Source organism: Edwardsiella ictaluri ATCC 33202 (genome assembly GCF_000264785.1).
GTDB lineage: Bacteria > Pseudomonadota > Gammaproteobacteria > Enterobacterales > Enterobacteriaceae > Edwardsiella > Edwardsiella ictaluri.
On the sequence record NZ_AFJI01000052.1, the window covers coordinates 113,150 to 125,742 of the forward strand.

Genomic DNA, 12,593 nt, shown 5'->3' on the forward strand with positions numbered 1-12,593 from the left:
TTCGATCAACGGGGATGCGAATTGTTTATGATCTGGATCAAGCAGAAGGGCACAAAAAGATAAAGTAATAGGAGAATGGGGATGTCAGGACGCACTGGACGTGCGTCCTGACGGGGATCAGAGGCGGCTGTCAGCTGCATCGGCCAGCTGCGCCAGCAGCTGCTCGCTGTCCTCCCAGCCCAGACAGGGGTCAGTGATCGATTGCCCGTAAATCAGCGCCTGGCCAGGCTGATTTTTCTGGGCTCCTGCGGCGATGAAGCTCTCCGCCATAATCCCGACGATATTGCGGGAACCTGCGCGGATCTGGCTGGCGACCGCGTCGGCGACAGCCAGCTGCCTACGATGCTGCTTTTGGCAATTGCCATGGCTGGTGTCGACGATCAGGTAAGGTGGCAGATCGAACTGGCGCAGCTGCTGACAGGTTTGCTCAATGTCGGCAGCATGGTAGTTGGGCACCTTACCGCCGCGCATGATGATATGGCCAAACGGGTTACCGCTGGTCTGGTAGATGGTCATCCGGCCATCTTTATCCGGCGACAGGAACATATGGCTGGCGCGGGCAGCGCGGATCGCGTCGATAGCGATGCGGGTACTGCCGTCGGTGCCGTTTTTAAATCCAACCGGACAGGAGAGCGCCGAGGCCATCTCGCGGTGGATTTGGCTCTCCGTGGTACGTGCGCCAATCGCGCCCCAGCTGATCAGGTCGGCAATATATTGCCCGGTCACCATATCTAAAAATTCTGTTGCGGTAGGCACCCCCAGCTGGTTGACCCGCAGTAGCAGCTCACGGGCCAGACGGATGCCGTGGTTGACGCGGCAGGCGCCGTTCAGATCCGGATCGGAGATCAGCCCTTTCCAGCCGATAACGGTGCGCGGTTTTTCAAAATAGGTGCGCATCACGATCTCCAGACGATCCTGATAACGTTGGCACAGGGGAGCCAGACGCTGAGCGTAATCCAGCGCCGCCGCCGTATCGTGGATGGAGCAGGGGCCAATGATGACTAACAGGCGGGGATCATCGCCCTGAAGGATGCGTTCAATTCGTTTTCGTGACGTTGTCACGTGATCTGCCACCAACGGATCGATAGGCAGTTGCTGCGCCAGTTCTGCGGGCGAAATCAATGTATCGATGCGCGCAGTACGCAGTTCATCGGTTTTGTGCATGGTTGTCTCTAAAGCTGGTCTTCTCAACGGCAAGAGTACCGGGAAGTGATGGCGATCACGATAAAGCAATTACAGGACAAATCAATAGAGTGCCGTGGCTTTTGTGAGCAGTTGGTGTACTTTCTTACTAGTACGTGCGTCAGGCCGCACAATAAGCCCCTTTTTTGCCTGTCCCTATTCGCATGACGCGGCGATAGGGGCAGGCGCTATTTCAATACATGCGGCGATTGAGCCCTTGGGTATCGATGATTTTGGCGGCGATTTCTTCGACAGAGTGGTTGGTGGTGTTGAGGTAGTGGATCTGGTGTTTACGGTAGAGCGCTTCAACCTCTCCCAGCTCCAGACGGCACTGGCGTAGGGAGGCATAGCGGCTGTTTTCCCGGCGGCCTTCGCGGATCGCCGCCAGTCGCTCGGGGTTGATGGTCAGGCCAAACAGTTTGTCCTGATGTTCGCGTAGCGCGGGTGGCAGCTGCAGGTTGTCCATATCGTCGGCGGTAAACGGGTAGTTAGCGGCAAAGATACCAAACTGCATCGCCAGATACAGGCTGGTGGGCGTTTTACCGCAGCGCGAAACGCCCACCAGAATCACCTGGGCACGCTCCAGGTTACGCAGCGAGATACCGTCGTCGTGGGCCAGGGTATAATCAACCGCGGCGATACGCGCATCGTAGCGGTTCAGATTATGGGCCGTTAGGCCATGGGTCAGGTTAGCGACGTGTACCGGTTGGATACCCAGCTCTGCCTGCAGCGGCGAAACCAGCGCACGGACGATATCCTGGCAGAAGCCCTCGCTGCTTTCGATAATCGTGCGGATGTGTGGCGACACGATCGAGTAAAAAACCAGCGGGCGATCGCCGCTGCACTGATAGATGGCATTGATTTGCAGCCGTACGGCCTCTGCCCGCTCCTCGGTTTCGACAAAGGGCAGGGTATAGCTGGTGGCGTCCAGCGCAAACTGCGACAGTACGGCGTGCCCCAGTACCTCTGCGGTAATGGCCGTTCCATCGGAAATATAGAACACGCTTCTTTTCATGCTCACCTCCTTTTGATGATGGCGGGCCGCCGTTGCGGGACGCCATTGCCCGGCTGATAAATAGCACGAATGTATTTTTAAGACTACAGTTAATTGAGCAATGGCCAGGAACGTATTTGTTTTCAATATGCTGTAGTCGTTCTACCGTCGGTACATTCAGCGATTCTGGTTGATACGCGGATACATAGCGCGTGGCGTACTGCAGTATGGACACAGTGCGGTAGATAATGGCTGACGAATTTCAGCATCTCTCGATTAAAACATACGTTTTTTCTATGAAAGTCAAATTCTGCGCAAGGTGTAACGATTCATCTATCTTGGCCTGTGTCGACATTATGTTAGTCTGATTACGCCGCGTTGGCGGTATCTTGTCTCCGAAACCCATGCTTTGAAATAAAAGGATTGCTTCGATGTCTAGTAATGGCGCGCAATTACAGAATGTGGTGTGGTACAACCAGCTCGGGATGCACGATGTCGAGAGGGTAGGCGGTAAAAATGCCTCCCTGGGAGAGATGATAACCAACCTGTCTGAACTGGGTGTGTCGGTGCCGAATGGCTTTGCCACTACGGCGCAGGCGTTTAATGATTTTCTGGAACAGAGCGGCGTCAATCAGCGGATCTATACGCTGTTGGATCAGACGGACATCGATGATATAGACGCGCTGGCGCGGGCGGGGGCGCAGATCCGCCGCCTGGTGATCGAAACCCCGTTTCCTGCGGCGCTGGAGGCGGAAATCCGCAGCGCCTATGCCACCTTGGCCGCGGACAACGTCAATGCCTCCTTCGCCGTGCGCTCCTCGGCGACGGCAGAGGATATGCCTGATGCCTCGTTTGCCGGGCAGCAGGAGACCTTTCTCAACGTACAGGGCATCGATGCGGTGATGACGGCGGTGAAGCATGTTTTCGCCTCGCTGTTTAACGATCGTGCCATTTCATACCGGGTGCACCAGGGCTATGACCACCGCGGCGTGGCACTCTCTGCCGGGGTTCAGCTGATGGTACGCTCCGATCTGGCAGCCTCTGGAGTGATGTTTACCCTGGATACCGAATCGGGGTTTGATCAGGTGGTGTTTATCACCTCGGCCTATGGGCTGGGCGAAATGGTGGTGCAGGGAGCGGTAAACCCCGATGAGTTCTACGTGCATAAACCGACCCTGCAGGCGGGGCGGCCGGCCATCGTGCGCCGTACGCTGGGGTCGAAGAAGATCCGTATGGTGTATGCCGACAGCCAGGAGCACGGTAGGCAGGTGCGGATTGAGGATGTCCCTGCGGTGCAGAGCGGGCGTTTTAGCCTGAGCGACGGGGAGATCCAGCAGCTGGCCCGGCAGGCGCTGCTGATCGAACAGCACTATGGCCGTCCGATGGACATTGAATGGGCCAAGGACGGGCACAGTGGGCGGCTGTACATCGTTCAGGCCCGTCCGGAGACCGTACGGGCCAACGAGCAGGTGATGGAGCGCTATCAGTTGAGCCAGCGCGGCGAGGTGCTGGTGGAGGGACGCGCCATCGGCCATCGTATCGGCGCCGGGCCGGTGAAGGTGATCACCAGTATCAGTGAGATGCACCTGATCCAGGCGGGCGATGTGCTGGTGACGGACATGACCGATCCGGACTGGGAGCCGATCATGAAGCGGGCCTCGGCGATTGTCACCAACCGCGGCGGGCGCACCTGTCATGCGGCGATCATCGCGCGCGAACTGGGGATCCCGGCGGTCGTCGGTTGCGGCGATGCCACCGAGCGCCTGCGACCGGGGGCGGCGGTCACAGTTTCCTGCGCCGAAGGGGATACCGGCTACGTTTACCACGGGCAGATCGACTTCAGCGTACAGAGTTCGCAGGTAGAGCAGATGCCGGCGCTTCCCCTGAAGATCATGATGAACGTCGGTAACCCGGACCGCGCCTTTGACTTCGCCCGTCTGCCCAACGACGGCGTGGGGCTGGCGCGTCTGGAGTTTATCATTAACCGGATGATCGGCGTACATCCGCGTGCGGCACTGGAGTTTGAGCGACAGGATGCGACGGTGCAGGCGGAGATCCGTCAGATGATGCAGGGATTTGACGATCCGGTGGAGTTCTACATCAGCCGACTGACTGAGGGTATTGCGACGCTGGCGGCGGCATTCTGGCCCAAACGGGTGATTGTCCGTCTGTCAGACTTCAAGTCCAATGAATATGCCAACCTGATTGGCGGTGAGCACTATGAGCCCCATGAGGAAAACCCGATGTTGGGGTTCCGCGGCGCCGGGCGCTATGTGGCGGAGAGCTTCGCCCCCTGTTTTGCGCTGGAGTGCGCTGCCATTAAACGGGTGCGCAATACGATGGGGCTGACCAACGTCGAGGTGATGATCCCCTTTGTGCGTACGGTGGAGCAGGCGCAGGCGGTGGTTTCTCAGTTGGCGAAAGAGGGGCTGCGCCGAGGTGAAAATGGCCTGAAGGTGATCATGATGTGCGAGATCCCCTCCAATGCGCTGTTGGCCGACGCATTTCTGGCCCATTTTGACGGTTTCTCCATCGGCTCTAACGATATGACTCAGCTCACCCTGGGCCTGGATCGCGACTCTGGAGTGGTCTCTGCGCTGTTTGACGAGCGCAATGCGGCGGTGAAAGCACTGCTGTCGATGGCTATCCGCAGCGCCAAGGCGCAGGGGAAATATGTGGGGATCTGCGGTCAGGGTCCTTCGGATCATGAGGATTTTGCCCGCTGGCTCATGGAGCAGGGAATTGACAGTCTGTCACTGAATCCTGATACGGTGGCGCAGACCTGGATTAATCTGGCAGAAAAATAAGCGTTATTTTGATAATAGTCTAAAACGGTCGCTGTAATGCGGCCGTTTTTTCTGCCATTTTTATTTTTTCTCGACGCGTCAAAAATAAACGGCCGGTTGCCGTTTGAACCATGACAGATAAAAAAAAGCCCATCAAGCCGATGGGCAAAGACTACACACAGCAATAATGGGAAAAATCCACAGGCGCGTGCTGGCGCCGATGCATATTTCAGGTTCTGGAGATCAGACGGTTTTGGGAGTAATTATTTCTGACACCGCGCTGAAGGCATTACAGGACTGGATTATATATCTAATTTATTACTATGACGATAGTTAATCTATAAAAAATAGAGAACACATAACGTTCACTTTGCCCCGAGAGGAAAGGAATATGTACAGTTATTTTTATTTCATTACTTAAATAACATCGCAGACTGTTGAATAAATATCCGATAGCGTTCATTCCGGCTATTTTAATCCGGTGAGCGCTGCGGAAATCCTCGCATTTTAGGCGGCGCTCACCGGGCAGACGCCGCCTATTATCTTACTGTCGTTTCTCTAACTCCCGGTGGACCTGCCGGGCATCTTTTAACGGCGCAGGCACCTCGCTGATCCAGACAGAAACCAGACGATAAGAGACCGCCAGCACGACGGGGCCGATAAACAGGCCGATCATGCCAAAGGCCAGCAGACCGCCGATAACGCCGGAGAGCACCAGCAGCATCGGCAGATCGGCGCCCAGGCGGATCAGCGCCGGACGCAGCACGTTATCCATGGTGCCGACGACGCCGCTCCACACCAGCAGCACCGTTGCCCAGGTGTTATCACCGCTCCAGTACAACCAGGCGACGGCCGGTATCAGCACCAGCAACGGGCCCAGCTGTGCCAGACAGCAGATAAACATCACCACTGTTAACAGGACGGCATAGTGAATACCGCTGATCGCCAGTCCGATGCCTGCCAGCACCGATTGGGCCAGCGCGGTGACGACGACGCCCAGCGCGACGGCGCGAATGGCCTGACCGCCCAGGATCACCGCCGCATCGCCGCGGTCGGCGGCCAGGCGGATAGCGAAGCGGCGGATGCCAAAGGCAACATCCTCGCCCCGGCTATACAGCAGGGCGCTGAACAACAGCATCAGAGAGCAGTGCAGGAAGAAGCCGCCGACGTGGGCCGCCTGGGTAATAAACCAGGTGATCCCCTGGCCGATATAGGGCTGGATCTTGGTGACCAGAACCCCTTCGCTCATCAGCCCCTGCCAGCTGGCATACAGCCTGGCGCCGATCAGCGGCAGTGTCTGCAGCCACTCCAGCTGCGGCATTTGCCAGTTGCGGGCGTTGGCTGCCCAGTCAAGGATCGGACCTGCGTTGCCGATCAGGCTGGTAATCACCATACCAATCGGCAGCACAAACAGCAGCAGCAGCAGCAGGGTCATCAGCACGACCGCCATCCAGCGTTTTCCCCACAGATGATTTTGCAGCCACATCAGTACCGGCCAGGTCGCGATCACCACCATACTGGCCCAGGTAAAGCCCAGAATAAACGGCTGAACCACCCACAGACAGGAGATGATCAGCAGAGCAATAAACAGTGACCCAAAAATAATCCGGGCCAAATCATACTTCGGTAGTGGCTTATCCATAGTCTCTCTCAATTGTGCACGGCGGCGTGCGCTGTGCCTATGATGACTCAGGATAGTGGGAAAACCCAGCGCCTGCATGCAGATCTTTAGCGGCGGCAGTGCGCGGCGTAGAAAATTTCACCGTCTGCTGTTTTGTGATAGCGTGAGGAGTAACCGGTTGAATTGAGACATAGCTACCGCTCTGCGGGAGCCATGCCACGTTACCGGTGCGCCGCATCGGCCAGTCGCCAATAACAGGACGCGGCGTATGGCAGGGGGCGGGCTGTGCGCCCGCGGAGCACACACTATGGACAGGATTATGCGCATGATCCCTCGGCTTTCGCCATCGACGGGGTTTGACCCGGCGGTTACGGCGTTTATTCAGACCCTGAAACAAAACGGTTTTAACGGCGAGTGTGATACGCGCTATGGGGCGCGCCTAACCATGGCGACGGACAACAGCATCTATCAGCTGTTGCCGGACGCCGTACTTTTTCCGCGCTCTACGGCAGACGTGGTGGCGATCGCCCGCCTGGCCCAGGAGGCGGCGTTTCGTCATCTGAGCCTCACCGCGCGCGGCGGTGGCACCGGTACCAATGGCCAGGCGCTGAATGGGGGCATCGTGGTTGATATGTCACGCCACATGCAGCGTATTCTGGAGATAAATCTGCAGGAAGGGTGGGTACGGGTCGAAGCGGGGGTCATCAAGGATCAGCTGAACGCCATCCTCAAACCTCACGGCTATTTCTTTGCACCGGAGCTCTCCACCAGCAACCGCGCCACTCTGGGTGGGATGATCAATACGGATGCCTGCGGTCAGGGCTCCCGGGTGTATGGTAAAACCTCCGACCATATTCTGGGGCTGCGTAGCGTGCTGTTGGGCGGCGATATTCTGGATACGGCACCGCTGCCGATTCGGCTGGCCCAGACCCTGGCCCGCCAGGGCGATCGGATCGGCGAAATCTACCGTGGGGTGCTGGAGGTCTGCCTGGGGCAGCGCGAGGCTATCGTAGCCAAGTTTCCGCCGCTTAACAGGTTCCTGACCGGCTACGATCTGCGCCACGTTCTCAGCGACGATCTGCAGCGCGTCGATCTGTCTCGGTTGCTGGCCGGCTCGGAGGGGACTTTGGCCCTGGTGACCGAGGCGCGTCTGCGCATCATTCCGTTGCCGCAGGTGCGCCGTCTGGTCAACGTGAAGTATGACAGCTTTGATGCGGCGCTGCGTAATGCACCGTTGATGCTGGAAGCCAATGCGCTGTCGGTCGAGACGATTGACTCTCAGGTGCTGGCACTGGCGCGCCGCGACATCATCTGGCACGGTGTGCGCGATCTGATCGACGATCGTGCCGATCGCCCTCTGCAGGGGCTGAATATCGTTGAGTTTGCCGGTGATGATGAGCCCGCCATCACGGCTCAGGTGGCGGCGCTGTGCCAACGGCTGGAGGCGATGGCAAAGGCGGGCGAAGGGGGTGTGATCGGCTACCGTCTGAGCGGCGATGAGGCCGATATCGAACGGATCTACGGCATGCGCAAGCGGGCGGTCGGCCTGTTGGGTAACGCCCAGGGGGCGGCCAAGCCTATCCCGTTTGTCGAGGATACCTGCGTGCCTCCGCCGCATCTGGCTGATTATATCGCCGAGTTTCGCGCCCTTCTGGATCAGTATCAGCTGAGCTATGGCATGTTTGGCCACGTGGACGTCGGCGTGCTGCACGTGCGGCCGGCACTGGACATGTGTGACCCGCGCCATGAGGCGCTGGTCAGCGAGATCTCCGGGCGGGTGGTGGCGCTGACGGCCAAATATGGCGGCCTGCTGTGGGGCGAGCACGGTAAGGGGTTTCGCGCCCAGTACAGTCCTGCCTTCTTTGGCGCAGAGCTGTATCATGAGCTGCGCCGCATCAAGAGCCTGTTTGATGCGGATAACCGGATGAACCCCGGAAAGATCTGCCCACCGCTGGGCTGTGATGTACCGATGAAGCAGGTGGATGCGGTGAAGCGCGGCACCTTCGACAGGCAGATTCCGGCGGCGGTGCGCGGCGCGTTTCGCGGGGCGCTGGAGTGCAACGGTAACGGCCTGTGCTTTAACTTTGATCGGCACAGCCCCATGTGCCCCTCGCTGAAGGTGAGCGGCGATCGTCTTCACTCACCGAAAGGACGGGCGGCGCTGATGCGTGAATGGCTGCGCCTGCTGGCGGAGCAGGGCGTCGATCCCCTGGCGCTGGAGCAGCGTCTGGGTATGCTGGCATCGTTGCGTGCGCTGATCGCCAAAACGCGCCATGGCTGGCGCACCGGCGGCGGGTATGACTTCTCTCATGAGGTCAAGGCGGCGATGGACGGCTGCCTCTCCTGTAAGGCCTGCTCCAGCCAATGCCCGATCAAGATCGATGTGCCGGCGTTTCGCGCCCGCTTTCTGCAGCTGTACCACACGCGCTATCTGCGCCCGCTGCGTGACCATCTGGTGGCCGGGGTGGAGCGCTATACACCGTGGATGGCGAGGGCACCGCGGGTATTTAACTTTTTCCTGCGCCAGCCACTGTTGGGGCGTCTGAGCGAGCGTTGCATTGGGATGACCGATCTCCCGCGGCTCTCATCGCCGACTCTGCGCCATGCGCTGGCCGGTCATCCGGCGCTGCTGGACTCCCTGGAGTCGCTGGAGGGGCTGGATGCTGCGGCGCGTGCGCGCCGGGTGCTTATCGTACAGGACCCCTTTACCAGCTATTACGATGCGCGGGTCGTCGAGGCTTTGATCCGACTGTGCGATCGGTTGGGCTTTCACGCCCAGCTGCTGCCTTTTGTTCCTAACGGCAAGGCGCAGCATATCAAGGGATTCCTGCGCCGCTTTGCCCGCACGGCGCGCAGCGGCGCCGAGTTTCTCAACCGGGTCGCGCGGCTGGGGATCCCGCTGGTGGGCGTCGATCCGGCAATGGTGCTATGCTATCGCGATGAATATAAAACTATTCTGGGTGAGCAGCGCGGCGAGTTTCAGGTACAGTTGATTCAGGAGTGGCTCTCCCAGACGCTGCTGCCCTCCGCTCGGTGCGCGCCGATGGCTGATGGGGAGTGGTATCTGTTCGGTCACTGTACCGAAACCTGTGCCGAGCCAGCCAGCGTGGCGCAGTGGCAGCAGGTGTTTGCCCATCTGGGCGCCCGCTTACAGAATGTCAGCGTAGGCTGCTGCGGCATGGCGGGAACCTATGGCCATGAGGTGGCCAACCAGGCGGCGTCGCGCGGCATCTATGCGCTGTCGTGGCAGCCCGCACTGACTGCGCTGCCGTCGGCGCGCTGTCTGGCGACGGGTTACTCTTGCCGCAGTCAGGCGCTACGCCAGCAGGGGGTGGTACTGCGCCATCCTGTTCAGGCTTTACTGGAGATATGTGATGATTTGGAAACGCGCGATAACCCTGGAGCAGCTTAATCAGGTCGGGGAGGCGTGCATGGTCGGCCATCTGGGCATTGCGATCACCCGGATAGGGGAAGATACGCTAGAGGGCAGTATGCCGGTAGATCAGCGAACCTGCCAGCCCTTTGGCCTGCTGCACGGCGGCGCATCGGCGGTGTTGGCGGAAACGCTGGGCTCGCTGGCGGGCTACCTGTGCAGTGAGGGCAGTCAGCAGGTGGTGGGGTTGGAGATCAACGCCAACCACCTGCGCGCCGTGCGCAGCGGTACGGTGCACGGTGTATGTCGGGCGCTGCATCTGGGTCGCCGCCATCAGGTGTGGCAGATCGATATCCGCGACGATCGCGGTCATCTGTGCTGCACCTCGCGCCTGACCACCGCGCTGCTGGAGAAGCGCCAGTGATGGGCGCGGATCTGCCGCTGGAACAGGCGATATATGCCTTGCAACTGGACGGTCAGGGCGGCAGTCGGGCGCTGACGGACCAGCTGCAGGCCTCGCTGGCGCAGCCGGCCTGGCTACACCTTGACTACCGCGAGGCGCCGATCCGCGACTGGCTGGCGACAACGCCGCTGCTGCCGGATCCGCTGCGCCAAAGCCTGTCCGGGGAGAGCCTGCGCCCCCGGCTGACGCGTCAGGGGGAGGGGGTCCTGCTCACCCTGCGCAGCATCCATCCCGATCCGGCGGCTGATACGCACCCGGATCCGTGGGTGGTGCTGCGCATGTATGTGACCGGTACGCTGATCCTCACCTCTGCGCATCGCGACAGTGCGACGCTGGCGCCAGTGGTGGAGGATTTACAGGGGGGCAGCGGCGCGGTGAACAGCGCGGGGCTGCTGGTTGCGATTGCCGATGCGCTGGTGGATCAGGTCAGCGATGCCATCGACGCGCGGCATGATGGCATCATCGAGATGGAGGATCGGCTGCTGGATCAGCATTTTCCTCCCCGCGGCGAGCTGGCGATACTGCGTAAGCAGCTGATCGTGATGCGTCGTTACCTGGCGCCGCAGCGCGATGTACTGGCGCGATTGGCCTGCGAGCGATTGGGGTGGCTGGGCGATGACGATCGGCGTCGGCTGCAGGATATTGCCGATCGCCTCGGCCGCGGTCTGGAGGATTTGGATAGCTGTATCGCCCGTACCGCGCTGCTGGCGGATGAGATCGCATCGCAGGTGGCCGACGCGCTGAACCGCCGCACCTATACCATGTCACTGCTGGCGATGCTGTTTCTGCCTGCGACCTTTCTGACCGGCCTGTTCGGCGTCAACCTGGGGGGGATCCCCGGCAGCGAATCGCCGCTGGCGTTTGTGCTGTTTTGCCTGTTGCTGCTGATTTTGGCGTTTTGCGTTGTTATAGGGTTAAAACGCAGTAAATGGCTGTAATTTATCGTACTGGCAATCTTTGTGGCACGTCAAAGTTCAGGTGGTGAGCGGGGAAAAGCGCGGAGGAAATTGAGCGATATCAAACTTCACTCGAAGTAGGTAGGGCAAACTTCATTTCGCAGGTGAATGCAACGTCAAGCGATGGGCGTTGTGCTCCATATTGTCTTACTTCCTAATTTTGAATTATTGCATAGCACAATTTAATTCGTCATATGCCGGTGATTACCGGCATTTTTTTTATCTCTGAATCCTGCGGGCCTCCAGACGCCCGGCAGGGGGAGATCACTTCACCTCGACGACGTCCAGGCGCATACCGTCCGTCTGTGGACGATCCGCGTCGTCGCTCAGGCCGACCGGCTGCAGCGGAATTATCTGGCGATCGAAGGCCAAATCGCCGCCGTCGATAATCTCGCCGCCCTGCAGCAGTCCCTTAAAGTCAAACAGGGCACCGTCCGCCAGATGCGACGGCACCACGTTCTGCATGGCGCGGAACATGGTTTCGATGCGCCCCGGATAGCGCTTGTCCCAGTCGCGCAGCATCTCTTTAATCACCTGGCGCTGCAGGTTAGGCTGGGAGCCGCACAGATTACACGGAATAATCGGGAAAGCCTTGGCGGCGGCGAAGCGCTCAATGTCCTTTTCGCGGCAGTAGGCGAGTGGTCGGATAACAATATGCTGGCCGTCATCGCTCATCAGCTTGGGGGGCATCCCTTTGAGCTTGCCGCCGTAGAACATGTTGAGAAACAGGGTTTCCAGCATGTCGTCACGGTGGTGACCCAGCGCGATCTTATTGCAGTGCAGCTCGTTGGCGGTGCGATAGAGAATGCCGCGGCGCAGGCGAGAACAGAGAGAGCAGGTGGTTTTTCCCTCCGGAATTTTCTCCTTGACGATACCGTAGGTATTCTCTTCGACGATGCGGTATTCGATGCCCTGGTTCTCCAGGTAGGCCGGCAGAACGGTCTCCGGGAAGCCGGGCTGTTTCTGGTCAAGGTTGACCGCGACCAGGGTAAAGTCCACCGGTGCGCTCTGCTGCAGGTTACGCAGGATCTCCAGCATGGTATAGCTGTCTTTGCCGCCGGACAGGCAAACCATCACCCGATCGCCCTCTTCGATCATATTGAAGTCGGCGATGGCTTCACCGACGCAGCGGCGCAGGCGCTTCTGCAGTTTGTTCAGGTTGTACTGCTCTTTTTTGCTGATCTCTTGATTCTCTGACATCGTTTCTGTTACCCGGCA

Annotated in this window: 8 protein-coding genes; 4 read left to right on the forward strand and 4 right to left on the reverse strand. The window is 59.3% G+C overall.

What is annotated here, in order from left to right:
• Nucleotides 1-117 precede the first annotated feature (117 nt).
• Nucleotides 118-1,164, reverse strand: a complete 1,047-nt coding sequence (locus tag EIEH_RS06915) for a 3-deoxy-7-phosphoheptulonate synthase (protein ID WP_015871234.1) — start codon at nt 1,162-1,164, stop codon at nt 118-120.
• 211 nt (nt 1,165-1,375) lie between these two features.
• Nucleotides 1,376-2,197, reverse strand: a complete 822-nt coding sequence (gene ppsR / locus EIEH_RS06920) for a posphoenolpyruvate synthetase regulatory kinase/phosphorylase PpsR (protein WP_015871235.1) — start codon at nt 2,195-2,197, stop codon at nt 1,376-1,378.
• Between the two features lie 410 nt (nt 2,198-2,607).
• On the opposite strand from ppsR, the gene ppsA reads away from it, so the two are divergent.
• A complete protein-coding gene (ppsA, locus tag EIEH_RS06925) occupies nt 2,608-4,983 on the forward strand; it encodes a phosphoenolpyruvate synthase (protein WP_015871236.1) in 2,376 nt (791 codons plus the stop codon).
• 523 nt (nt 4,984-5,506) lie between these two features.
• Here ppsA and ydiK read toward each other — a convergent pair.
• The gene (gene ydiK, locus EIEH_RS06930; RefSeq protein WP_015871240.1) at nt 5,507-6,604 is read right to left on the reverse strand and encodes an AI-2E family transporter YdiK; all 1,098 of its coding nucleotides are present in this window, start codon (nt 6,602-6,604) and stop codon (nt 5,507-5,509) included.
• A 304-nt stretch (nt 6,605-6,908) separates the two neighbouring features.
• Here ydiK and ydiJ point away from each other — a divergent pair, with 304 nt between their 5' ends.
• From ydiJ to zntB, 3 genes are read left to right on the forward strand one after another with little or no spacing between them, the layout of a single operon-like run.
• Entirely contained in the window at nt 6,909-9,995 is a 3,087-nt protein-coding gene (gene ydiJ, locus EIEH_RS06935; protein WP_015871242.1) for a D-2-hydroxyglutarate dehydrogenase YdiJ, read from the forward strand.
• Nucleotides 9,958-10,380: a hotdog fold thioesterase gene (locus tag EIEH_RS06940; RefSeq protein ID WP_015871243.1), complete on the forward strand. Its 423-nt coding sequence runs from the start codon at nt 9,958-9,960 to the stop codon at nt 10,378-10,380. Before ydiJ ends, EIEH_RS06940 begins: the two co-directional genes overlap by 38 nt.
• Nucleotides 10,380-11,357 carry a zinc transporter ZntB gene (gene zntB, locus EIEH_RS06945; protein ID WP_015871244.1) on the forward strand — a complete coding sequence of 326 codons (978 nt, stop codon included), beginning with the start codon at nt 10,380-10,382 and terminating at the stop codon, nt 11,355-11,357. Before EIEH_RS06940 ends, zntB begins: the two co-directional genes overlap by 1 nt.
• Before the next feature lie 282 nt (nt 11,358-11,639).
• Here zntB and ttcA read toward each other — a convergent pair whose 3' ends face one another.
• Nucleotides 11,640-12,575, reverse strand: a complete 936-nt coding sequence (gene ttcA / locus EIEH_RS06950) for a tRNA 2-thiocytidine(32) synthetase TtcA (protein WP_015871245.1) — start codon at nt 12,573-12,575, stop codon at nt 11,640-11,642.
• Nucleotides 12,576-12,593 lie beyond the last annotated feature (18 nt).